This is a genomic window from Serratia sp. JSRIV001 (genome assembly GCF_019968745.1).
GTDB lineage: Bacteria > Pseudomonadota > Gammaproteobacteria > Enterobacterales > Enterobacteriaceae > Chania > Chania fonticola_B.
The window spans coordinates 1-23,471 of record NZ_CP074147.1 but is presented as its reverse complement, the minus strand read 5'-3'; the positions used below and the strand labels follow the sequence as shown (position 1 = coordinate 23,471).

Here is a 23,471-nt window from a genome sequence, read left to right as displayed (position 1 = left end):
GGACAATCACCATGAACGCCACCGTCTGTACCTATAAAAATAACCGTAACTTCTGGATATTTGGCGCTTTCTTTTTCCTCTACTTTTTCATTATGGCCACCTGCTTTCCGTTTCTGCCGATCTGGCTGTCTGAAGTCATCGGGTTGAATAAAACCGAAACTGGCCTGGTATTTTCCTGTCTGTCTCTGTTTGCCATTCTCTTCCAACCCATTTTCGGCATTATTTCCGATAAGCTCGGGCTGAAAAAACATCTGCTTTGGGTGATTACCCTGTTGCTGTTTTTCTTTGCCCCCTTCTTCCTCTACGTCTTTGCACCGTTATTGAAAATCAACGTCTTGCTCGGAGCCATGGTGGGCGGGGCCTATATCGGATTTGCTTTTTCAGGGGGCGCGGGAGCCGTTGAGGCTTATATCGAGCGAGTCAGCCGCAAGAGTGCCTTCGAATACGGCAAGGCAAGGATGTTTGGCTGTTTCGGCTGGGGGATCTGTGCGTCTACCGCCGGGGTGTTATTCAACATCAATCCGGATATCGTCTTTTGGATGGGTTCTGGAGCCGCAGTGCTACTGATGCTACTCCTGATCCTGGCCAACCCGCGCGAAAATCCTAACGCCATGGTCATGGGCAAACTGGGTGCCAACCAGAGCCAGTTCAACCTGAGGATGGTGGTAGCGCTGTTCAGGATGCCGAAGATGTGGATGTTCATCCTGTATGTGGTCGGCGTAGCCTGCGTCTATGACGTGTTCGATCAACAGTTTGCCAACTTCTTCAAAACCTTCTTCAGCTCGCCCCAGCGCGGTACCGAAGTCTTCGGTTATGCGACCACCGCCGGAGAATTGGCCAATGCGCTGATCATGTTCTGCTCGCCGTGGATTATTAACCGCATCGGGGCGAAAAATACGCTGCTGCTGGCCGGTACCATCATGTCCATACGCATTATTGGCTCCGCCTTTGCCACAACGGCACTGGAAGTCATCATGCTGAAAATGCTGCACGCGCTGGAAGTGCCTTTCTTGCTGGTCGGCTCCTTCAAGTACATCACCGCCAACTTTGATACCCGCCTTTCCGCCACGATCTATCTGATTGGTTTCCAGTTTGCCAAACAAGGGGCCGCCATCTTCCTCTCTGCCTTTGCAGGTAGCCTGTATGACCGTATGGGGTTCGCCGACACTTACCTGATCCTTGGCTGCCTTGCCTTGGGTGTCACGCTGATTTCTGTCTTCACCCTCAGCAGCCCCGGCAAGAAAATCCAGACGCAGGCTAAAGCGCAGGAGGCCACCTCCTGACAAGGGTCATTCCCGGCTTTGGGCTTGGTGTGTTAGTCTCCTTGGCATTGAACCGCAGGGGAGATTGGCTGTGAGCAGTGATAAAGCAACGCGTGCCTCAGGGCGCGCCACCATCAGTGATGTGGCAAAACACGCCCAAACCGGCAAAACCAGCGTGTCGCGCTATCTCAATGGTGAACAGCACCTGCTCTCCGACGCCCTCAAGCAACGTATCGACATCGCGATCCAGCAGCTCGACTATCGCCCAAGCCAGATGGCACGCAGCCTGAAAGGCGGACAAACGCGGCTGATCGGCCTGATCATCGCCGATATCACCAATCCCTATTCCGTCGACGTGATGCGCGGTATCGAAGCCGCCTGCCGTCAACATGGCTTTACCCTGCTGGTCTGTAACACCAATAACGAGATCAATCAGGAGCAGCACTATCTACAGTTGCTGAGCAGCTACCGGGTGGAAGGGATTGTGGTGAACGCCGTCGGGATGCGCGAAGACGCGCTCTCCATGCTGCAACAATCGATGCTGCCGATGGTGCTGATCGACCGTAAAATTCCCGATTTCGCCTGCGACGTAGTGGGCCTGAATAACCACGAGGCCACCACCACCGCGACGGAGCATTTGTTACAACAGGGATTTGAGGCGATCCTGTTCCTCAGTGAGCCGATTGGCTCCGTGAATACCCGGCTCGAGCGTCTGCACGCCTTTCGCCAGACCATGGCCAAACATCCCGATTTATCCGCCGAACAGGCTGAAACTCCGCTCAACGACGCCGAAAAGCTGGCAACGGTATTACAGACCTTCAACACCCGCCATCGCGGCATGCGCAAAGCGGTGATCTCGGCCAACGGTGCCCTAACGCTGCAAGTTGCGCGCGCTATGCGCCACCTGGGCATGCAGTGGGGCAACGACATTGGCCTGCTGGGGTTTGACGAACTGGATTGGGCCGAGCTGGCCGGGGTGGGGATCACCACCCTGAAACAGCCCACCTACCAGATAGGGCATGCCGCGTTGGAGCTGCTGGTGCAACGTATCCAGGGCCTCGATGATCCCGTTAGCGAGCAGCTATTCTCCGGTGAGCTGATCGTTCGTGGCTCCACCCAGCGTTGACCCCTCACCCTAACCCTCTCCCACAGGGAGAGGGGACCGATCGAGTGCGTTGATTGCTTTGCGTAATACCTTGCCTTTCTTGTTCTTTCTCCTTACTTTCCAAAACTGCACGGGCTAACTATGTACTCTGGATAGCTCCCACAGAGGCCCCCTGAAAGTACGGAGACTCATCATGTGCATATGTTGACTCTCCCTGGATAACTGGAAGCTCAAGCCTTGCCGAGATTATCTTCGCTCTTCCATCAGTGCAGGGGCTATCAGCTCCCTCTCCCTGTGGGAGAGGGTTGGGGTGAGGGGCCGTTTTTTAACCAACTCCGTGATTGCGATCATAATTCTGCATGCTGCTGCTTTTCAATGGAACCGGTTCCATTTACCGTGGCAATAACAGTCGCGGTGGTGATAGGTCACCTCAGGAGCCAAAAGATGAAGCAACAGATTATTGTAGTAACCAGCGCCTACGGCAACGACAAGGTACAGCAGCTAGGGGGGCAGGCGGCGTTATTACCCCTGATCGCTCAGGCAGGCGCAGACGGCGTGGAAATCCGCCGTGAACTGCTTTCCCCGCAGGAACTGGACGCTTTACCCACTCTGGCAAAAGCCCTGCAGCAACACCAATTGGCCGCCGTGTATTCCGCTCCTGAGTCACTGTTTACCCCACAGCACACCCTGAACCCGAATCTGCCCGCCTTTTTGGCAGAGGCGAAGATCCTGCAAGCCAGTAGGCTCAAACTCGCTTTAGGCCACTACCGGCCAGGCTTTGACTTTACCGAGTTAAAAATCGCGCTGGGGCAATCCGCAGTCCAACTGGTGGTCGAGAACGATCAAACGCCAGACTGCGGCATCCTGTCGTTGATGAACGCCTTTTTCCTTGCGGTGGAAGAGAGCCAGTTGCCGGTCGGGATGACGTTCGACATGGCCAACTGGCATTGGGTGGGGCAAGACGCCCTGGCCGCCGCCAATCTGCTGGCCGCACACGTCGGCTATATCCATGTTAAAGCCGCCACCCTTGGCCCACGCGGCTGGCGCGCCATCGCCCTGGATGATACCGACGGTAGCTGGCGTGAAGTACTGGCCCGCTTGCCGCAGGACGTACCACGCGGCATCGAGTTCCCGCTACAGGGCAGCGATCTGGAGGCGGTAACCCGCCATTACGTGGATATGTTACGTGGGGAGCAGGCATGATGAGCACGCAAAATTCTTTAGATGTCGTCACGCTGGGTGAAGCCATGGCGATGTTTGTCGCAGCGCAAACTGGCGATCTGGCCGAGGTTGAAAGCTTTACCAAACGCATCGCCGGTGCCGAGCTGAACGTAGCGATCGGACTGGCCCGCCTGGGTCTGAACGTCGGCTGGGTCAGCCGGGTAGGTAATGACTCGTTTGGACGCTTTACCCTGCAACAGCTGGCGAAAGAAGGGGTTAATGCCCAGCGGGTCACCGTTGATGGCCGCTACCCAACCGGTTTTCAGCTGAAATCTAAAAATACCGATGGAACCGATCCCAGCGTAGAGTATTTCCGCAAAGGCTCCGCCGCCAGCCATCTTTCCACCGCCGACTTCGATCGTGACTACTTCGCCGGGGCGCGCCATCTGCACCTGAGCGGAGTAGCCGCCGCGCTGTCTGCCGAGTCGCTGGAGCTGTGCCATTTCGCCGCCGCCGAGATGCGCGCCCTGGGCAAAACCATCTCCTTCGACCCCAACCTGCGCCCAGTGCTGTGGTCTAGCCGGGAGCTGATGATCGAACAGCTCAACAAGCTGGCCTGCGCGGCCGACTGGGTGCTGCCAGGGTTAAAAGAGGGCCAGATCCTGACCGGACAATCCACCGCGGAAGGCATCGCCGATTTCTATCTGGAGCGCGGCGTACAGGCCGTGATCATCAAAACCGGGCCAGAGGGTGCCTGGTTTAAAACCGCCGCCGGCGACCAGGCTGCGGTACCCGCGGTCAAAGTCACCAACGTGGTTGATACCGTCGGTGCCGGAGACGGCTTCGCGGTTGGGACGCTGAGCGCCCTGCTGGAAGGCAAAACGCTGATCCAGGCGGTACAACGCGGCAACAAGATCGGTTCGCTGGCCATCCAGGCCATCGGCGACAGCGAAGGGCTGCCAACCCGTGCCGCACTGGCGGAATAATCATTTGCTCCAATGAGCGCCCACCTCTGTCCCTACAACCGAGGCACGCCGGGAGAGCACAAGCCCCAGCGGATGGCTGCAAGCCACCGCTGGTGAGAAGACTCCACTGAAGGGTTCTGCACATGACTAAAGCAACTATTGCGGCCAAACGCTGGTGGTACATCATGCCCATCGTGTTTATCACCTACAGCCTGGCCTATCTGGACCGCGCCAACTTTAGCTTTGCCTCTGCCGCCGGGATTAATGACGATCTTGGCATCACCAAAGGGATGTCATCCCTGCTGGGTGCCCTGTTTTTCCTCGGCTATTTCTTCTTCCAAATCCCCGGCGCCATCTACGCCGAACGCCGTAGCGTCAAGAAGCTGATTTTCTGGTGTTTGATCCTGTGGGGCGGCTGCGCCTCGCTGACCGGCATGGTCAGCAATATCCCGATGCTGGCAGCGATCCGCTTTATCCTCGGCGTGGTGGAGGCGGCGGTGATGCCCGCAATGCTGATTTACATCAGCAACTGGTTTACCAAGTCTGAACGCTCTCGCGCCAACACCTTCCTGATCCTCGGCAATCCAGTCACGGTGTTGTGGATGTCGGTGGTTTCCGGCTACCTGATCCACGCCTTTGGCTGGCGTGAAATGTTTATCATCGAAGGGGTTCCTGCGGTGATCTGGGCATTCTGTTGGTGGGTGCTGGTCAAAGACAAACCGTCACAGGTCGGCTGGCTGAGCGATCAGGAAAAGCTGGCGTTGCAACAGCAACTGGCCGAGGAGCAGAAAGGTATCAAGGCGGTACGCAACTACGGCGAAGCCTTCCGCTCGCGCAACGTGATCCTGCTGTGCATGCAATATTTTGCCTGGAGCATCGGCGTGTATGGCTTTGTGCTGTGGCTGCCTTCGATCCTGCGCAGCGGTATGCAGATGGGGATGGTTGAAGCGGGCTGGTTGTCGTCGGTACCTTATCTGGCCGCCACCATTGCGATGATCGTGGTTTCCTGGGCATCGGACAAGATGCAGAACCGTAAGCTGTTTGTCTGGCCGCTGTTGTTGATTGGCGCGCTGGCCTTCTTCGCTTCCTACGCCATTGGCCCGAACCATTTCTGGATCTCCTATGGTCTGCTGGTGGTCGCCGGTGCGGCCATGTATGCGCCTTACGGTCCGTTTTTCGCCATCATTCCGGAGATGCTGCCAAGAAACGTCGCCGGGGGTGCCATGGCGCTGATTAACAGCATGGGTGCGTTGGGCTCCTTCTTCGGCTCCTGGTTTGTCGGTTACCTCAACGGGGCAACCGGCAGCCCGGCGGCCTCCTATATGTTTATGGCTATCGCGCTGCTGGCCTCAGTGGGGCTGACGCTGATCGTCAAGCCAGCACGTAATGAAGCTCAGCCCCAGGTGGCCTGATCTTGCGAGTGAGGGGCTCAGCCCTTCACTCTCCTGCAATATGTTATGTTGAACATCTCGTTCGCCAGATGGAGTTATTTGATGAAGCCTGCAATCGTGTTGTACAAACGTATTCCTGCCGACCTGCATGCCAAGCTGGACCAGCACTTTACCGTTCATGCCTTTGACGGTCTGCAACTGGACAACGCCGCCTTCGATCAGGCGCTACAACAGGCCGAAGGCATCCTCGGTTCCGGCGGCAAGATTGACGAAGCCTTTTTGCAACGCGCCCCCAAACTGCGTGCGGCGTCCACCGTCTCCGTCGGTTATGACAACTTTGACGTTGCAGCGCTCAACGCCCACCGGGTGCTGTTGATGCATACCCCAACCATCCTGACCGAAACCGTGGCCGATACCATCATGAGCCTGGTGTTGGCCACCGCACGCCGGGTGGTCGAGGTGGCTGAGCGGGTCAAGGCAGGGGAATGGCAGAGCAGCATCGGGCCTGACTGGTACGGCGTTGACGTGCATCATAAAACCATCGGCATCCTCGGTATGGGCCGCATCGGCCTGGCGCTGGCGCAGCGCGCGCATTTTGGCTTTGGCATGCCGGTGCTGTACAACGCACGCCGTACACATGAAGAAGCAGAGCAACGCTTCAATGCCCGCCGTTGCGATCTCGATACGCTGCTGGCCGAGTCGGACTTCCTGTGCATTACGCTGCCGCTCACTGAGCAAACCTTCCATCTGATTGGCCGCGAACAGCTGGCGAAGATGAAGCAGAGCGGAATTTTGATTAACGCGGGGCGTGGCCCGGTGGTAGATGAGCAAGCGCTGATTGAAGCCTTACAAGACGGTACCATTCATGCCGCTGGATTGGATGTGTTCGAGCAAGAGCCGGTCGCGGTCGATTCGCCGCTGCTGAAAATGGCCAACGTGGTCGCTTTGCCGCATATCGGTTCCGCTACCCATGAGACTCGCTACGGCATGGCCGAGTGCGCCGTGGATAACCTGATTGCCGCCTTGACCGGTACGGTCACAGAAAACTGCGTTAACCCGCAGTTGCTGAAGAAATAAGTTTGACTGAATGAGACTGCTCCGGCTCGCTATGTAGCTACATTTTGAACCTGTGGAGTGAGCAGCAGTCTCCCCCTTCCCCCTCCGCCCCCAAATTCTTACCCAGGGATGAGGCGATTTTTTCTCCATCCAGCACACTAGGTTACCCTACGATAAAAACGCTTCCTGCCACGAGTAAGGAGAGCCATGAAACGCCTGACCCTTCCCCTGCTGATGCTGCTTTCACCCGCAGCATTGGCCAACTGGACGCTGCAAGGCTTCCCCGCCTTCAGCGAATCCACCAGTGGTTTATTTACCAGCCAGGCAACCCTGGCCAAAGGCCAACTGCCGTTGCGGCTGTATCAGAACCAACAGTGCTGGCAGCCCAGCGACGTGGTTAAGCTGAACCAGACGTTGTCGCTGCAACCCTGTAGCGATAGCGAGCCGGTCAACTGGCGGCTATTTCGCGATGGTGATTATCAGGTACGTATAGACACCCGCAGCGGTACTCCTACCTTGCAGCTCAGCCTGAAGGCCGAACCGGAAAAAACCGTCGCCGCCGTAGCTCGCACCTGCCAACGCTGGGATGGCCAGCCGATCACGATCGCGGTGAAGGACACCTTTGCCGAAGGCGAAACGGTGCGCGATTTTTACTCCGGCCAGACCGCCACGGTGGTTCAGGGCCAGATCACCCTGCAACCGGCAGCCAACAGCGGGGGTCTGCTATTGCTAGAGTCAGCCAATACGCCGCCACAGGCGGCTTTCAACTGGCACAACGCCACGGTCTATTTCGTGCTGACCGATCGCTTTGAAAACGGCAACCCAGCCAACGATCACAGCTATGGCCGCCACGGCGACGGCATGCAAGAGATCGGCACCTTCCACGGCGGCGACCTCGCCGGGTTGACGAAAAAACTGGATTATCTGCAACAGCTGGGGGTCAACGCCCTGTGGATCAGTTCCCCGTTGGAACAGATCCACGGCTGGGTCGGCGGCGGAACCAAAGGGGATTTCCCGCATTATGCCTACCACGGTTACTACCACCAGGACTGGACCAAGCTCGATGCCAATATGGGCAACGAGCAGGATCTGCGTAATCTGGTGGAGCAAGCACATCAACGTGGGATCCGCATCCTGTTTGACGTGGTGGTGAATCACGTCGGCTATGCCACGCTGGCCGATATGAAGCAGTTTCAGTTCGGCTCGCTGTACCTGAAGAGTGACGAAGCCGCAAAAATCCTCGGCAAAAACTGGGGCGATTGGCAACCGGGGCCTGGCCAGAGCTGGCACAGCTTTAACGACTACATTAACTTCAGCGATAAAGCAGGCTGGAGCCAATGGTGGGGGAAAAACTGGATCCGCACCGATATCGGCGATTACGACTCACCGGGCTTCGACGACCTGACCATGTCACTGGCTTTCCTTCCGGACATCAAAACTGAAGCGCCAGGAGCCAGCGGCCTACCGCTGTTCTTCCGCCATAAATCTGATACCGCCGCGCGCGAAATCCCAGGGGCCACCACCCGCGATTATCTGACGGCCTGGCTCAGCCAATGGGTGCGCGACTACGGCATTGACGGTTTCCGCGTTGATACCGCCAAGCACGTCGATAAACCCACGCTGGACCTGCTAAAGCAGCGTGCCACCGAGGCGCTGGCAGAGTGGAAAGCGGCTAATCCCAAGCAGGCACTGGATAACGCGCCGTTCTGGATGACCGGTGAAGCCTGGGGCCACGGGGTGATGAAAAGCGACTATTACCAGCACGGCTTCGATGCGATGATCAACTTCGATTTTCAGGATCAGGCCTCGCAGGCGCTGGGCTGCTTCTCCAATATCGATGCCACCTATCAGCAAATGGCGGACAAGCTGCTGGGCTTCAACGTGCTGAGCTATATTTCCTCGCACGACACTCGCCTGTTCTTCGCCAGCGATGCCAAAGGTTCGTTGCCTTTGCAGCAACGAGCAGCAGACCTGCTGTTATTGGCTCCGGGCGCGGTACAGATTTATTACGGTGATGAGAGTGGCCGGCCGTTTGGCCCTACCGGTTCCGATCCTTTACAAGGCACGCGCTCGGATATGAACTGGGGTGAACTGCAAGGAGCCAAAGCGCCGTTGTTGGCACATTGGCAGCGACTAGGCCAGTTCCGCGAGCGCCACCCGGCAGTCGGTGCCGGTACGCAGCAATCCCAGCAAACGCCTCATTACTATGCCTTTAGTCGCCAACATGGGGGTGATAAGGTGATGGTGGTGTGGGCTGGCGATCGGTCACAATAATTCAGCGCGTTATGCTGTAAAAAGCCCGCCGAGCGACATCTATGCCCGGCGGGTAAGATATCAGCCGCATTGCACCCGCTTTTATCTGGCGGTATGGTGGGCGTCTACCCGCTTACAACCATATTGCAGCAGCTATGAATTTTTCACTTTTCGGCGACAAATTTACCCGTTACGCGGGCATCACCCGCTTGATGGACGATCTGAACGAAGGCCTGCGCACGCCAGGTGCCATCATGCTTGGCGGCGGTAACCCGGCGCAGATCCCAGAGATGGCCAGCTACTTCAAACAGCTGTGCCAGGAGATGCTCGATCAGGGCAAGCTGACCGAGGCACTGTGCAACTACGACGGCCCGCAAGGCAAAGACGCCCTGCTGAAAGCGCTGGCCACTATGCTGCAGGAAGAGCTTGGCTGGCAGATCGAGCCACAGAATATTGCACTGACAAATGGCAGCCAGAGCGCGTTTTTCTACTTGTTTAACCTGTTCGCTGGCCGTTACGCCGACGGCACTCGCCGCCGCGTGCTGTTCCCGCTGGCGCCAGAATATATTGGCTATGCCGATTCCGGACTGGATGAAGGGCTGTTTGTCTCTGCCAAACCCAATATCGAGCTGCTGCCAGACGGCCAGTTCAAGTATCACGTCGATTTTGAGCATCTGAACATCGGTGACGACATCGGCATGATCTGCGTATCGCGCCCCACCAACCCGACCGGTAACGTGATCACCGACGAAGAGCTGATGAAGCTCGATCTCTTGGCGCAACAGCGTGATATCCCACTGGTGATCGATAACGCTTACGGCGTGCCGTTCCCCGGCATTATCTTCAGCGAAGCCACGCCGCTGTGGAACCCGAACATCATCCTGTGCATGAGCTTGTCCAAGTTGGGTCTGCCTGGCTCACGCTGTGGCATCGTGATTGCCGACGAGAAGGTCATTACCGCGCTGACCAATATGAACGGCATTATCAGCCTGTCCCCAGGCAGCATTGGCCCGGCGCTGGCCACGGAGATGATTGAGCGCGGCGATCTGCTGCGTTTATCCAACGAGGTGATCCGCCCGTTCTACAAGCAGCGGGTCGAGCAGACCATCGGCATTATTCGCCGTTACCTGTCGCCGGAGCGCTGCCTGATCCATAAACCGGAAGGGGCTATCTTCCTCTGGCTGTGGTTCAAGGATCTGCCCATCACCACCGAGCTGCTGTATCAACGGCTGAAAAAGCGTGGCGTATTGATGGTGCCTGGCCACTACTTCTTCCCGGGATTGGAGCATGAATGGCCGCATACGCATCAATGTATGCGCATGAACTATGTGCCTAATCCGGAAGATATTGAGCGTGGCGTGATGATCCTGGCCGAAGAGGTTGAGCGCGCCCACCAGGAAGCGTAGCCGGTTGAGATTTTGTCAGCAGTATCTTGGGGCTCCGCAAGTGGAGCCCCTTTTTGCAGGCTACATCGCCCAGAACAGCACCGCCAGCAGCTGCGGTGACATGATGCGCAGGAACATTGCCAACGGGTAGACCGTGGCATAAGAGAGCGCTGCAGCGCCGCTGGTAGGGTGCAGGCCATTGGCAAAGGCAAGCGCCGGTGGATCGGTCATTGAGCCAGCCAGCATACCGGAGAGCGTCAGGTAGTTCATCTTACCCACTACCCGAGCCAGAATACCTACGCTGATCAGTGGTATGAAGGTGATGAGTGCCCCGTAACCGACCCACGCCAGCCCATCGCCATGCAGCAGGGTATCGACAAAGTTGCCACCCGACTTCAGGCCAACCACAGCCAGGAACAGCACGATACCCAGTTCACGCAGCGCCAGGTTGGCACTGGGCGGCATAAACCAGTACAGCTTACCGATGCTACCAATACGCCCCAGGATCAGCGCCACCACCAGCGGACCACCGGCTAACCCCAACCGCAATGCTGCCGGGAAGCCGGGAATAAACAGCGGGATAGAACCCAACAGCACCCCAAGGCCAATGCCGATAAATACCGGCAGCATCTGCACCTGTTGCAGCTTCTGCTGGGCGTTGCCGACAATCGCGGCCACCGCCTCAATGGATTCTGGCCGCCCCACCAGGTTGAGGATATCCCCGAACTGCAGCGTAACATTGCTGCCCGCCACCAGCTCGACCCCGGCACGGTTGAGGCGAGAGACCACCACCTCATATTTTTGCTTCAGCTCCAGATCGCGGATTTTTTTACCCAGCACCTTTTCGTTGGTCACTACCGCACGAACCACTTGCAGTGAAGTCCCCCGGGTGGAGAGCGATACGTCGACTTCCTCGCCAATCACCAGCCGGGCATTTTCCAGCTTTTCGCGCTTGCCGACCAGGTGCAGGAAATCCCCCAGTTCCAGCGTCTCATGCGGGGCGGGCACCATCAGTAAATCGCCGCGCTTGAGGCGCGAACAAATGATCTCATCACTGTTGAGCAACGGTACGTTCTTGATGGCCATGCCTTGTAGATTGGGGTTACGCACCGCCACGTTCATGGTCTGCAACAGTTCGCGATTGCTCCCCAGACTGTCTTCAAATTCCTGCGCTTCCTTATCGATATTGATGCGGAAAAACAGCCGGATCAGCCACATCACCAGCAGAATGCCGCAGATACCGAACGGATAGGCCATCGCATAGCCCATCCCCATGCGGTTAACCAGCGCCGGATCGGAACCCAGATCGGTGAGTATCTGCTGCCCGGCACCGAGCGCCGGGGTGTTGGTAACCGCGCCGGAGAACACGCCGAGAATGATCGGCAACGGCACGGCAAACAGCTTATGGACAATCGCCGCCACCACGCCGCCCACCAGCACCAACAGAATGGCGAAGCCATTGAGCTTGAGGCCGGAAACGCGCAGGGACGAGAAGAAACCAGGGCCAACCTGAATACCGATGGTGTAAACAAACAGGATCAGACCGAACTCCTGAATAAAGTGCAGCATGTCGCCGTTGAGAGTGATCTGGTAAGTCTGTGCAAAGTGTCCGACGATGATGCCGCCGAACAAGACGCCGCCTATCCCTAAACCCACGCCATACACTTTCCAGTTGCCAATCCATAACCCGAGAATAGCCACCAACGCCAACATGCTGACGGTCAGGGCGATATCACTCATACGTCACATCCTTACCATAAGTTTAACAATCGGTATGCGATTAAATGCCTGCAATTAATAGGGATTCTGACATAAGGCGTAGGGGGGTAATGTGGGGTATGCCACAGAATGCGACGGGGGAGGCCCGAATGGACCTCCCCCGCAAGTTTTTGTGTTTTTTCAGCCGGTTATTTGGCTTCCAGCTCCGGAGTGCTACCGATGCTGATGCGTTGTGGCTGCAAGGCTTCCGGCACGTGGCGTACCAGATCGATGTGCAGCAGGCCGTTTTCAAATTTGGCTTCGGACACCTGCAGGTGCTCTGCCAGGGTAAAGGTCAGGCTGAACTCTTTGCACACCAGCCCCTGATGCAGATACTCCACCTGTTTTTCCGGCGGTGTGGGGTTGCCACGCACGGTCAGGCGCGGGCCTTCCACTTCAATATCCAGTTCGCTTTGTTTGAACCCGGCTAACGCCAGGGAAATGCGATAGTGGTTATCGTCGCTTTTCTCAATGTTATAGGGCGGGAACCCTTGTGGCTCCTGGCCTCCCATTGAGCTGGCCAGCTTGTCAAAACCGATCCATTGACGCAGAAGTGGGGATAAATCGTAGTTACGCATAATACTCTCCTTCCAAGAAGCGAGGTTTAAAGTTTGCCCCCTAACGGCAGGCACGGTGATACAACAACAATTACTTAATTTCGATCCGACGCGGCTTTAACGTTTCCGGCACGATACGTTCCAGATCGATATACAGCAGGCCGTTTTCCAGTTTGGCGCCTCTAATTTGAATATGCTCGGCAAGCTGGAATTTGCGTTCAAAGTTACGCTCGGCAATGCCTTGATATAAATAGGTTCTCTCAGCAGGTTCGTTGGTGTGAGCCCCGCGCACAATCAACAGATTGTCTTGCGTGGTGATCTCCAGTTCCTGCTCGGCAAACCCGGCCACCGCGATGGCAATGCGGTAATGATTTTCATCAACCAGCTCAACGTTATACGGCGGATAGCCACCGTTACCCTGGCTTTGGCCAGCCTCAAGGGCGTTGAACAGACGATCAAAACCGATCGCGGAACGGTACAGCGGGGAAAGATCAAAGTTGCGCATAAAACAGCCTCCTAAGGCACTTCAGCGAGGTTGATAATGAAGCCTTCCATCATGGACAGGCTATAAGGCTTGAATTCCCTTACGGCAAATTCTTAATTTGGCCTTGTAAAGAAGATGGGGTTTGCTTTCCACATTTCAACTGGTGATGATTAAATAATTGCCAATGGAAACGGCGAAAATTTGTTTATCACATACACTCAAAGTGAGATAGCCGCCACAGTGCGGAATGTTGCATCTTTCAATGCTTTGGCTGGATGTTATAAATCAGCAAATTTCAGGGGATGTCTCCCCTCAGGATGGACGAATGAAACCAATAAAAAAAATGATAGCGACCGGTTGCCTGCTGCTGACCACTAACGGTTGCTCCAGCGTAGCCAGCCACACCGGGGCCGACCAGGGTTATTACTCCGGTACGCGCGCCAATGTCGATATGATGAAGAGCGAAGATACCAGTTGGGCCATGATGCCCCTGCTGGCGATCGACCTGCCCCTGTCGGCGGCGATGGACACCATTTTGCTGCCTTACGACTACCTGCGTTCTGGCAGCGATAAAGCGGCAGCCTCACCCAAAGCCCGTATCCAGCATGATGAAGAACGAAATCTGGCTGTCAGCGGCAATCCAGGCCAGGGCATGGCAACCTCGCCAGCACCGGCCGGGTTGTAGTTAAACCGCCACCACAAAAATCTGGTTAAATCCGGCGACTTCACGCATAAAGGCCACCTGTTTGCCATCTGGTGAGAACACCACGGCGTCCCCCAGTGGTGGTTGCGTAGTCCGTTTGGTCAGGCGCTGCATATTGCCGTTGGCGATATCGCACAGCATCACGCTGTTATCACACACCAGCGCAATCTTGCCCCCCTGCGGATGCCAACTGAAGGCCGACTGGATGCTGTGATCCGATTGTGTCACCTGATTCGCCTCCCCGCCATTGGGGGAAACAGTCCACAGTTGCACTATGCCCCGATCGTCTTGCATCAGGAAGGCGATGGCCCTGCCGTCTGGCGAACTCCGCAACCAATGACGTGGCGTGGTGGCAACCCCAGGATAGTTGCGTTGGCCGGTATAGGTTAACCGCCGTTGTCGAACGCCTAACGGTGGCGCAGGTAAGGTCGTTGCCGTTCCCTGCAAGGGAGCCTCCCCGGCTTTGGCATAGTCGGCATCGTTTTCAGGTAAATCCACCACAAACACTTCCGGCAACTTTTCCCCCTGCGGCGAGAGGGTATCGCCGATAAACGCCAACGCCCAACGCTGGCGGCTGCCATCGGGTTTGCTATAACCTTGCAGGCCAATCCAACCTTCTTCATAAGCCCGATTGATTTGATCGCTGCCCGGTTGCGGGGTTGGCGTGGTTGCGCTGACCAGTACGCAATAATGGCTTCCGTCGTATTCACGTGGGTGCTGCTTGGGGGGATTTACCCCTTGCAACGGCACCGCTACGCCAACGTTACGCAAATCCAGTGCGGGATCGAGTTCATGCATCACATGGTCGTTATAGGTGAAGCTCAGACGGCTACCCTCTGGGCTGAAGACATGCACGTGGGTGCCGCCACGCAGCGCACCTGGGGTATAGGGGGCGGTAATGTCCAATGCGTCCAGGGTGATCGCCAATTCACGATCCGGCTCGCTGACGATCACGCCACGGCGATGGTGGAAGTCATAATGCCAGAAGCTGTCTGGGTGTTCCGGCCCATGGATAAACGCGTAGCGCGCTGGCGCATCCGGGCTCACCGTCACCACGCCGACATGGGCTCCATGCTGCGCCCGATAAACCACCTCCACCTGACCGCTGGCAACGTTCACCCGTTCAATACTCAGCCCGGTAAAGGATGCACCGCTTGGCCGTACATCATATGCCAGCCATTGGCCGCACGGCGTCCAGACATTAATGTTGGTGAGTTGATGACCTCGCGGATCAAAAGTCAGCTGTCGTTCCTGATGGCTCATGGCGGCTCCTGTATACCGGCTGGCATAGAACCGCCATAGTACCCGATCGGCCTGGCTGTTTCACACCACCCAGGTTTAAGGCGCTTTTGCTAATCGCAGGTATTCAGCCTTGGCTTTTTGTAACTGGTCAACAAACGTTGGCTCGGCGTGTAAACGTGCCACGATAGCCGCCCCAACCAGGCGCCCGGCGGTAACGTCACTCTGCCAATGATAGCCGCAAATCACGCGGCTTTGCCCCATCTCATAACCCCGTTTGAGGATCTCCCCTTGGCGAGCAGGATTGATCTCCGCCAGCACGAGTGCAGTAGCCCAACCGATACTCGTATGGCCAGAAGGGTAGGAACCGTTGGTTGATAGCACACTTTCTTCTTCCGGGCGGCAGGTCGCCTGATGATAAAAAGCAAAAGGCCGGGTCCGCATATAATGCTCCTTGGCGCTGCGGGTCGCCAAATCACCGGTATCCTCACGCATTTTGGTTACCAGGCGATATAACTCTGGCGTTTTCTTGCGTGTTATTTCCATGCCGAAGGCGTTGAAAAATGCCAGTGGTATGCCATCGCCGTAAATCTGCGCATCGTTATAAGCTTGCTTGCCTCTTGGCGTATTCCTCAGCAACTTACCGGCGTCATACTGAGCTTTGTCATTGAGGAAGTCGATGCTGTCAACGGCCGGTGGCGGGGGCAATAAGGAGAGGCTATCAATAGACTGCGCTTCCTTAAGATAGTAGAAATCCGGTGCCGTCGTCACGTCTCTGGCGGCAAAGGATATTTGCGCCAAGGCAATATAAGCCAATGATGATATTATAATTTTTTTCATATTATCTCCTAACGAACTTTATTAGTTGTTTTGCAATATAGTGAGTAAGCTAAAATGAAAGATGATGTGATAAATAGCTATTTCGTCATTTAAAATACAATAAAAAATACAGATCGCAAAAATAATTTTTATTTATACCATTTAAATTAATGCAATTAATTAACGCGAACATTTATATTAATAAAACATGAAATCACTACAAATATTCTTTTAGGAGCGACTTAATTATTTCAGTAAAGAAATAACACCAGCAGGCCATCAGCCATACCTGATTTACGTGGAAGCATCTTAAGCCCCCAGGGAAGGGGGCTGGCAGACATTAAACGTTCAGCACAAACTTCTCAATGGCCAGTGCGACGCCGTCTTCGGTATTGGTGCCGGTCACGTGCTGGGCAATTTCCTTTAATTCTGCAATAGCATTGCCCATCGCCACGCCCAGCCCGGCATACTCGATCATCGCAATATCATTAGCCTGATCGCCTAACGCCATCACGTTTTCCTGCTTGACGCCCAAATGCTCGGCCAGCATTCTGACGCCCGCGCCCTTATCAACATTCTTGTGCAGGATCTCCAGGAAGTAAGGGGCGCTTTTCATAATGGTGTAGCGATCCCAGGCCTCTGCGGGCAAGCGGGCTATCGCGCTATCCAGCAACTCTGGCTCATCAATCATCATCACCTTCGGGAAGCGCATGGTGCGATCCATCTCTTCCACGCTGCGGTATTTCAGCGGGATACCGGTCATTTGCGATTCATGGACGGTATATTTGCCAATGTCTTTATTTGGCGTGTAGAGGGTATCGAAATCAAAGGCGTGGAAATGTACGCCAAACTCCCGTGCCAACTGCTCAAAATAGAGGTAATCGTCAAAGCCGAGCGTTTCTTGCAGCACGCAGGCCCCGTCCGTCGCCTTCAGCACCAGAGCACCGTTATAAGTGATGCAGAAATCGCCCTCCCCCTGAATATCCAACTGACGCAGATAGTCCTGCACGCCGACATATGGCCGCCCGGTAGCCAGTACCACATGCACGCCTTTAGCGCGCGCGGCGGTCAGAGCCTGCTTTACCGCGGGCGTAATCTGGTGCTGCGGATTGAGCAGCGTGCCGTCCATATCAATTGCAATCAGTTCAATAGCCATTCGAGCGTCTCCCAGTGGTTTTTTCTCATGCTAACGCGTTTCAGCTTGCCTTGTTAGTGCTAAAAACGGCATAAAAAAATCCGCGCGGGCGAACCGGCGCGGATTGTTAATAGCCAAATAAGGCGTTAGATATCGATATTCGCCGCTTTCAGGGCGTTTTCTTCGATAAAAGCACGGCGTGGTTCAACCGCATCGCCCATCAGGGTGGTGAACAGCTGATCGGCCGCAATAGCGTCTTTCACCGCTACGCGCAGCATACGCCGCTGATCGGGATCCATGGTGGTTTCCCACAGCTGGTCCGGGTTCATTTCGCCCAGCCCTTTATAGCGCTGGACCGACAGGCCACGGCGCGACTCTTTCACCAGCCACTCCAACGCCTGTTCGAAGCTGTCTACCGGCTGGCGACGTTCGCCACGTTCGATATAGGCATCTTCTTCCAGCAGGCCGCGCAGTTTTTCGCCCAACGCACAGATCCTGCGGTATTCACCACCGCGGATAAATTCAAAGTCCAGCGGGTAGTCTGTATCAACACCATGGGTACGGATACGCAGCACCGGTTCGAACATCTGGCGTTCACGGTTTTCAACCAGCACAGAACTGTAGCTGCTACCGTGCTGCTCGTTATCGTTGAGCAATTTCACCAGCGATTCGATCCAGCTTTCCACCTTGGCACGGTCGCTCAGATCGTCTTCGTTCAAGGTTGGCTGGTAGATCAGGTTGTTCAGTAACGCACGCGGGTAACGGCGTTCCATCCGGCCAATCTGCTTCTGCACGGCGTAATGTTCAGCCACCAGCTTCTCTAACGGCTCACCCGCCAAGGCTGGTGCAGAACCGTTGGTGTGCAGGGTCGCGCCGTCGAGGGCGATGGAGATCTGATACTGATCCATCGCTTCGTCGTCTTTGATGTACTGCTCCTGCTTGCCTTTTTTCACCTTGTACAACGGCGGCTGGGCAATATACACATGGCCACGCTCGATGATTTCCGGCATCTGACGATAGAAGAAGGTCAACAGCAGCGTACGGATGTGCGAGCCGTCGACGTCGGCATCGGTCATGATAATGATGCTGTGATAACGCAGTTTGTCCGGGTTGTATTCGTCACGGCCAATGCCGCAGCCCAGCGCGGTGATCAGCGTGGCAACTTCCTGTGAGGACAGCATCTTGTCGAAGCGGGCTTTCTCAACGTTGAGGATTTTCCCTTTCAGCGGCAAGATTGCCTGGTTCTTACGGTTACGGCCCTGCTTGGCTGAGCCGCCCGCGGAGTCCCCTTCCACCAGGTAGAGTTCGGACAACGCCGGGTCACGTTCCTGACAGTCCGCCAATTTGCCTGGCAAGCCAGCCAAATCCAGCGCGCCTTTACGGCGGGTCATTTCACGCGCTTTACGCGCCGCTTCACGAGCACGGGCCGCATCGATGATTTTACCGACCACGATCTTGGCATCCGCTGGGTTTTCCATCAGGTAATCCACCAGCTTCTCGTTCATCAGCGATTCGACCGCCGTTTTCACTTCCGAAGACACCAGCTTGTCTTTGGTCTGGGAAGAGAATTTAGGATCGGGCACTTTCACCGAAACCACGGCAATCAGGCCTTCACGCGCATCGTCACCGGTGGCGCTTATTTTGGACTTTTTGCTGTAGCCTTCTTTATCCATGTAGGTGTTCAGGGTACGGGTCATCGCGGCACGGAAGCCGGCCAGGTGAGTCCCCCCATCACGCTGCGGGATGTTGTTGGTGAAGCAGTAGATGTTTTCCTGGAAACCATCGTTCCACTGCAGCGCCACTTCCACACCGATATCGTCTTTCACGGTTGAGAAGTAGAACACCGTTGGGTGGATCGGTGTCTTGTTCTTGTTCAGGTATTCCACAAACGCACGGATACCCCCTTCGTAATGGAAGTGGTCTTCTCTGTCGTTGCGCTTGTCTTTCAGGCGAATAGAGACGCCCGAGTTGAGGAACGACAGTTCACGCAGGCGCTTGGCCAGGATGTCGTACTCAAACTCGATGTTATTGGTAAAGGTCTGGAAGCTCGGCCAGAAGCGCAGGGTAGTACCTGTCTGGTCGGTTTCACCGACGACTTTCAGCGGGGCCTGTGGTTCGCCATGCTTGTAAGTTTGCTCATGGACCTTGCCTTCGCGGCGGATCACCAGTTCCAGCTTTTCTGACAGGGCGTTAACAACAGAAACGCCCACGCCGTGCAGACCGCCGGAAACCTTATAGGAGTTGTCGTCAAACTTACCGCCGGCGTGCAGTACGGTCATGATGACCTGTGCCGCAGACACCCCTTCCTCTTCGTGGATACCGGTTGGGATACCACGGCCATCATCCTGCACCGAGACGGAGTTGTCGGCGTGGATCGTCACCTGAATGTCGCTACAGTGGCCAGCGAGTGCTTCGTCGATAGCGTTGTCCACGACCTCGAATACCATGTGGTGCAGACCGGTGCCGTCATCAGTATCACCGATATACATGCCCGGACGCTTACGTACCGCATCCAGCCCTTTTAATACCTTGATACTTGAGGAGTCATAAGAATTCGACATCAACGTTTCTCGCTCATTTTAGTCCTGTGGTTGAACCTCTATTTTACCTTGTTCCACGCGGAACATCTTGCCCTTTTCACCCATCATGTCGGTTACTTGTTCAGCGCTTACCGCACTGACAAAAACCTGTGCCTGGGTGGCTTTCAGGCGATCGGCCAGCAACCGGCGACGGCCGGTGTCCAGCTCGGAGGCAAAATCATCAATCAGATACAGGCAACGCCGCCCGCTCTGGCGGGTGAGAAACTCACCCTGCGCCAAGCGCAATGCGCACATCAGCAGTTTAAGCTGACCGCGCGATAACAAATCCTCTACCGGCGTACCTTCGGCACGAATGCGGAAGTCCGCTTTATGCGGCCCCACCGCGGTATAGGTTAACGCCCTGTCGCGCTCAAACTGGCGCTCCAGCAGCTCTCCGTAGTCACTCTCTTTGTCCCAGCCGCGCTGGAAAGAGAAACTCAGGGCAAATTCGGGCAAAAACTGCGCGCAGGTCGCGGTGATATCCGCGGCAATTGCATCGCTGTAAGCTGCCCGCCACTCGCTGATACGCTCGGCCAACGGGATCAGTTCTTGATCCCAGGCGCGGATCTGCGCATAGCGATTGACCTGGCGCAGCGCGGCATTGCGCTGCTTCAGTAACCTTTTCAGGTTGCTCCAGGCGGTGAAAAAACCGGGTTCATTATGAAAACAACCCCAGTCCAGGAAGGCACGCCGATACTTCGGCCCGCCATTAAGCAGGGTAAAACCTTCGGGGGTGATCAACTGCATGGGCAATAGCTGTGCCAGCTCTGCCACCTTATGGCCATCGCTGCCATCGATGCGCACTTTGCTGTCACCCTGACGGCTTTTACTCAGTCCTACCGATAATTCGCGCCCGCTGCCTTCGATCCGGCCATGCAACACAAACTCCGGCTGATCGTGGCGGATCACTCGCCCGGCCTGCAGGCTGCGAAACGCGCGCCCATGACCAAGGGTATAAACCGCCTCCAGCACGCTGGTCTTGCCGCTGCCGTTGGCCCCCACCAGGAAGTTAAACCCCGGTGCAGGCGCCAGATCGGCAGCTTCGATATTGCGGAAATCTTTAATCAGTAAACGCGTTAATGCCATGCCATCTCTTTACCGAAACGGTATTTATAAAATTACAACCGCATTGGCATAACCACGTAGGCGGCGGACTTGCTGGCACCGTCCTCGATCTGCACGCTGGAGACGGAATCGGTCAGCAGCAGGCGCACATCTTCACACTTGAGCGCGTTCAGCACGTCCAGCACATAGCTGACGTTGAAACCAATTTCCATCTCGGTGCCATCATAGCTGACATCGAGGATCTCTTCCGCCTCTTCCTGTTCCGGGTTGTTGGCGGTGATCTTGAGCTGGTTCTGGCTGACGTACAGGCGCACACCACGGAACTTTTCGTTCGACAGAATGGCCGCACGAGCAAACGCCTGCTTGAGCAGATCACAGCCCGCTTCCAGCGTTTTGTCCGGGTTCTTCGGCAATACGCGGCGATAATCAGGGAAACGGCCATCAACCAGCTTGGAAGTGAAGATAAAGTCACCGACGTGGGCGCGAATGTTGTTGCTACCAATCTGCACCCGTAGCGGCGTATCGCCACCGTCAAGCAAGCGGACCAGCTCCATCACCCCTTTACGCGGCACGATCACCGAATGGGTAGGCAACTGTTGGCCAATCGGCATTGAACACACCGCCAGGCGGTGGCCATCGGTGGCGACGGTGCGCAGTTCTTCCCCTTCGGTTTCAAACAGCATACCGTTCAGGTAATAGCGCACATCCTGATGAGCCATCGAAAATTGGGTGGCTTCAATCAGGCGCTTTAGCGTCGCCTGCGGCAAGGTGAACTCCACCTCGCTCTGCCAATCATCCAGATTCGGGAAGTCTATCGCCGGCAGCGTCGACAGCGAGAAACGGCTGCGGCCAGAACGCACCAGCATACGGTCGCCTTCGAGGATCACCGTAATCTCCGCCCCTTCCGGCAGGCCACGGCAGATATCAAAGAATTTACGCGCGGGGACGGTCGTCGCGCCCGCTTCATGGGGCTGAGACAGGGCAACGCGGGCCACCATCTCCATCTCCAGATCGGTCCCTGTCAGTAACAGGGAACCTTCCGTCACCTGCAGCAGCAGGTTACCCAGAATTGGCAGCGTCGGGCGGCCACCCAGTGGGCTGCTCACCTGTTGCAGCGGTTTTAGCAGATGCTCACGTTCAACGATAAATTTCATATGGGCTATGACGACAATGTTCTGATTAAATTGGAGAAATCTTCTTTGATGTCGTGACTTTCCTCACGCAGCTGCTCGATCTTCCGGCAGGCGTGCAACACCGTAGTATGGTCGCGGCCACCAAACGCATCGCCGATTTCTGGCAGGCTGTGGTTGGTGAGCTCTTTTGCCAATGCCATCGCCATCTGGCGCGGGCGGGCAACCGAGCGCGAACGCCGTTTAGACAGCAGGTCCGCGATTTTGATTTTGTAGTACTCGGCCACCGTCTTCTGGATATTGTCGATGGTGACCAGCTTTTCCTGCAACGCCAGCAGATCCCGCAGCGCTTCACGCACGAAATCGATGGTGATGGCGCGGCCAGTAAAGTTGGCGTTGGCGATCACCCGGTTCAGCGCCCCTTCGAGCTCACGCACGTTGGAACGCAGACGTTTGGCGATAAAGAACGCCACTTCGCCCGGCAGACGGATATCGTTCTCGTCGGCCTTTTTCATCAGGATCGCCACGCGGGTTTCCAGCTCCGGCGGCTCGATCGCCACCGTCAGGCCCCAGCCGAAGCGGGATTTCAAACGATCTTCCACCCCATTGATCTCTTTTGGATAGCGATCCGAGGTCAGGATGATCTGTTGATTACCTTCCAACAGGGCGTTAAAGGTGTGGAAGAACTCTTCCTGTGAACGCTCTTTGTTGGCAAAGAATTGAATATCATCGATCAGCAACGCATCCACCGAGCGGTAGTAGCGTTTGAATTCTTCAATGGCGTTATTTTGCAACGCCTTGACCATATCCTGCACAAAGCGTTCCGAGTGCATATAGACCACTTTGGCATTGGCCTTACGCGCCATGATGCCGTTGCCTACCGCATGCAACAGGTGCGTTTTACCCAGGCCGGTACCGCCATACAGGAACAGGGGGTTATAAGCGCCCCCCGGATTGTCTGCCACCTGCCGCGCCGCAGCACGAGCCAGCTGGTTAGACTTACCCTCAACGAAGTTATCGAAGGTGTGCTTGGGGTTGACGTTGGAACGATAGGACAGCTCAGGCGGCGGTGCCGCGTTGTCCCAGCTTGGGCGGGACGGTGCAGCCGTGCGCACCACCGGGGCTACCGGAGCGCTGTTGACGCTGGCCATTACGGGCTGGCTGAGGGTTTGTGTCAGTGGCTTGCTGCCCACCTCGAAACGCAACAGCGGCGCATCCGTACCGCAGAAATCATTCAACAGGCCATTGATATTGTTTAAGTACTTATCGCGAACCCAATCCAGCACAAAGCGATTGGGCGCATACAGCGCCAGGGTATTGTCACTCAGTTCCGCCTGCAATGGGCGTATCCACATACTAAATTCTGTGGCAGGTAACTCATCCTGCAATCGGGCAAGACACTGCTGCCAAAGCGAAAGTGACAC

General features: G+C 56.0%; 19 protein-coding genes. 9 read left to right on the top strand and 10 right to left on the bottom strand.

Annotation, left to right across the window (positions count from 1 at the left end; translation table 11 throughout):
- Positions 1-11: 11 nt before the first annotated feature.
- The 8 genes from KGP17_RS00095 to KGP17_RS00060 all read left to right on the top strand — a co-directional run bounded on the left by KGP17_RS00095 (position 12) and on the right by KGP17_RS00060 (position 10,599).
- Positions 12-1,283 carry an MFS transporter gene (locus tag KGP17_RS00095; RefSeq protein WP_223498654.1) on the top strand — a complete coding sequence of 424 codons (1,272 nt, stop codon included), beginning with the start codon at positions 12-14 and terminating at the stop codon, positions 1,281-1,283.
- A 70-nt stretch (positions 1,284-1,353) separates the two neighbouring features.
- Complete coding sequence (locus tag KGP17_RS00090) at positions 1,354-2,388, top strand: LacI family DNA-binding transcriptional regulator (protein WP_223498653.1); 1,035 nt, start codon at positions 1,354-1,356, stop codon at positions 2,386-2,388.
- 423 nt (positions 2,389-2,811) lie between these two features.
- Positions 2,812-3,570, top strand: a complete 759-nt coding sequence (locus KGP17_RS00085) for a sugar phosphate isomerase/epimerase (RefSeq protein WP_179248621.1) — start codon at positions 2,812-2,814, stop codon at positions 3,568-3,570.
- On the top strand, positions 3,567-4,514 hold the full coding sequence (locus KGP17_RS00080; protein ID WP_172413971.1) for a sugar kinase: 948 nt from the start codon (positions 3,567-3,569) through the stop codon (positions 4,512-4,514). Before KGP17_RS00085 ends, KGP17_RS00080 begins: the two co-directional genes overlap by 4 nt.
- 122 nt (positions 4,515-4,636) lie before the next feature.
- A complete protein-coding gene (locus KGP17_RS00075; RefSeq protein WP_024483300.1) occupies positions 4,637-5,905 on the top strand; it encodes an MFS transporter in 1,269 nt (422 codons plus the stop codon).
- 81 nt (positions 5,906-5,986) lie between these two features.
- The gene (gene ghrB, locus KGP17_RS00070) at positions 5,987-6,961 is read left to right on the top strand and encodes a glyoxylate/hydroxypyruvate reductase GhrB (RefSeq protein ID WP_223498652.1); all 975 of its coding nucleotides are present in this window, start codon (positions 5,987-5,989) and stop codon (positions 6,959-6,961) included.
- A 186-nt stretch (positions 6,962-7,147) separates the two neighbouring features.
- The gene (locus tag KGP17_RS00065; RefSeq protein WP_223498651.1) at positions 7,148-9,214 is read left to right on the top strand and encodes an alpha-amylase; all 2,067 of its coding nucleotides are present in this window, start codon (positions 7,148-7,150) and stop codon (positions 9,212-9,214) included.
- Positions 9,215-9,348: 134 nt separating this feature from the next.
- The gene (locus tag KGP17_RS00060; RefSeq protein WP_059199262.1) at positions 9,349-10,599 is read left to right on the top strand and encodes a valine--pyruvate transaminase; all 1,251 of its coding nucleotides are present in this window, start codon (positions 9,349-9,351) and stop codon (positions 10,597-10,599) included.
- A gap of 60 nt (positions 10,600-10,659) precedes the next feature.
- Here the strand turns inward: KGP17_RS00060 and KGP17_RS00055 are convergent, their stop codons facing one another.
- From KGP17_RS00055 to ibpA, 3 genes are all read right to left on the bottom strand, one after another.
- Positions 10,660-12,318, bottom strand: coding sequence for a putative transporter (locus KGP17_RS00055; RefSeq protein ID WP_071682676.1), 1,659 nt, complete (start codon positions 12,316-12,318; stop codon positions 10,660-10,662).
- A 167-nt stretch (positions 12,319-12,485) separates the two neighbouring features.
- Entirely contained in the window at positions 12,486-12,914 is a 429-nt protein-coding gene (gene ibpB, locus KGP17_RS00050) for a small heat shock chaperone IbpB (protein ID WP_021181373.1), read from the bottom strand.
- 70 nt (positions 12,915-12,984) lie between these two features.
- Positions 12,985-13,398 (bottom strand): small heat shock chaperone IbpA, encoded by a 414-nt coding sequence (ibpA, locus tag KGP17_RS00045; RefSeq protein WP_021181374.1) that lies wholly within the window; start codon positions 13,396-13,398, stop codon positions 12,985-12,987.
- A gap of 304 nt (positions 13,399-13,702) precedes the next feature.
- Here ibpA and KGP17_RS00040 point away from each other — a divergent pair, with 304 nt between their 5' ends.
- Positions 13,703-14,062 carry a YceK/YidQ family lipoprotein gene (locus KGP17_RS00040; RefSeq protein WP_021181375.1) on the top strand — a complete coding sequence of 120 codons (360 nt, stop codon included), beginning with the start codon at positions 13,703-13,705 and terminating at the stop codon, positions 14,060-14,062.
- Here the strand turns inward: KGP17_RS00040 and KGP17_RS00035 are convergent, their stop codons facing one another.
- The 7 genes from KGP17_RS00035 to dnaA form a co-directional block, all read right to left on the bottom strand.
- Positions 14,063-15,343: a DUF3748 domain-containing protein gene (locus KGP17_RS00035; protein ID WP_223498650.1), complete on the bottom strand. Its 1,281-nt coding sequence runs from the start codon at positions 15,341-15,343 to the stop codon at positions 14,063-14,065.
- 75 nt (positions 15,344-15,418) lie between these two features.
- Entirely contained in the window at positions 15,419-16,159 is a 741-nt protein-coding gene (locus KGP17_RS00030; protein WP_223498649.1) for a phosphatase PAP2 family protein, read from the bottom strand.
- Positions 16,160-16,478: 319 nt separating this feature from the next.
- Positions 16,479-17,294, bottom strand: a complete 816-nt coding sequence (gene yidA, locus KGP17_RS00025) for a sugar-phosphatase (protein WP_179248626.1) — start codon at positions 17,292-17,294, stop codon at positions 16,479-16,481.
- Positions 17,295-17,419: 125 nt separating this feature from the next.
- Positions 17,420-19,834, bottom strand: a complete 2,415-nt coding sequence (gene gyrB / locus KGP17_RS00020) for a DNA topoisomerase (ATP-hydrolyzing) subunit B (RefSeq protein ID WP_059199267.1) — start codon at positions 19,832-19,834, stop codon at positions 17,420-17,422.
- A gap of 18 nt (positions 19,835-19,852) precedes the next feature.
- On the bottom strand, positions 19,853-20,938 hold the full coding sequence (gene recF, locus KGP17_RS00015; protein ID WP_021181392.1) for a DNA replication/repair protein RecF: 1,086 nt from the start codon (positions 20,936-20,938) through the stop codon (positions 19,853-19,855).
- Between the two features lie 32 nt (positions 20,939-20,970).
- Positions 20,971-22,071 (bottom strand): DNA polymerase III subunit beta, encoded by a 1,101-nt coding sequence (dnaN, locus tag KGP17_RS00010; RefSeq protein ID WP_021181393.1) that lies wholly within the window; start codon positions 22,069-22,071, stop codon positions 20,971-20,973.
- Between the two features lie 5 nt (positions 22,072-22,076).
- A complete protein-coding gene (dnaA, locus tag KGP17_RS00005; RefSeq protein ID WP_021181394.1) occupies positions 22,077-23,471 on the bottom strand; it encodes a chromosomal replication initiator protein DnaA in 1,395 nt (464 codons plus the stop codon).

Coding starts and splice junctions, on each gene's coding strand:
- KGP17_RS00095 (WP_223498654.1), top strand. CDS start 12: ATGAACGCCACCGTCTGTACCTATAAAAATAACCGTAACTTCTGGATA.
- KGP17_RS00085 (WP_179248621.1), top strand. CDS start 2,812: ATGAAGCAACAGATTATTGTAGTAACCAGCGCCTACGGCAACGACAAG.
- ghrB (WP_223498652.1), top strand. CDS start 5,987: ATGAAGCCTGCAATCGTGTTGTACAAACGTATTCCTGCCGACCTGCAT.
- yidA (WP_179248626.1), bottom strand. CDS start 17,294: ATGGCTATTGAACTGATTGCAATTGATATGGACGGCACGCTGCTCAAT.
- recF (WP_021181392.1), bottom strand. CDS start 20,938: ATGGCATTAACGCGTTTACTGATTAAAGATTTCCGCAATATCGAAGCT.
- KGP17_RS00040 (WP_021181375.1), top strand. CDS start 13,703: ATGAAACCAATAAAAAAAATGATAGCGACCGGTTGCCTGCTGCTGACC.
- KGP17_RS00060 (WP_059199262.1), top strand. CDS start 9,349: ATGAATTTTTCACTTTTCGGCGACAAATTTACCCGTTACGCGGGCATC.
- KGP17_RS00030 (WP_223498649.1), bottom strand. CDS start 16,159: ATGAAAAAAATTATAATATCATCATTGGCTTATATTGCCTTGGCGCAA.
- gyrB (WP_059199267.1), bottom strand. CDS start 19,834: ATGTCGAATTCTTATGACTCCTCAAGTATCAAGGTATTAAAAGGGCTG.
- ibpA (WP_021181374.1), bottom strand. CDS start 13,398: ATGCGCAACTTTGATCTTTCCCCGCTGTACCGTTCCGCGATCGGTTTT.
- dnaN (WP_021181393.1), bottom strand. CDS start 22,071: ATGAAATTTATCGTTGAACGTGAGCATCTGCTAAAACCGCTGCAACAG.
- KGP17_RS00035 (WP_223498650.1), bottom strand. CDS start 15,343: ATGAGCCATCAGGAACGACAGCTGACTTTTGATCCGCGAGGTCATCAA.
- KGP17_RS00055 (WP_071682676.1), bottom strand. CDS start 12,318: ATGAGTGATATCGCCCTGACCGTCAGCATGTTGGCGTTGGTGGCTATT.
- ibpB (WP_021181373.1), bottom strand. CDS start 12,914: ATGCGTAACTACGATTTATCCCCACTTCTGCGTCAATGGATCGGTTTT.
- KGP17_RS00075 (WP_024483300.1), top strand. CDS start 4,637: ATGACTAAAGCAACTATTGCGGCCAAACGCTGGTGGTACATCATGCCC.
- KGP17_RS00080 (WP_172413971.1), top strand. CDS start 3,567: ATGATGAGCACGCAAAATTCTTTAGATGTCGTCACGCTGGGTGAAGCC.
- KGP17_RS00065 (WP_223498651.1), top strand. CDS start 7,148: ATGAAACGCCTGACCCTTCCCCTGCTGATGCTGCTTTCACCCGCAGCA.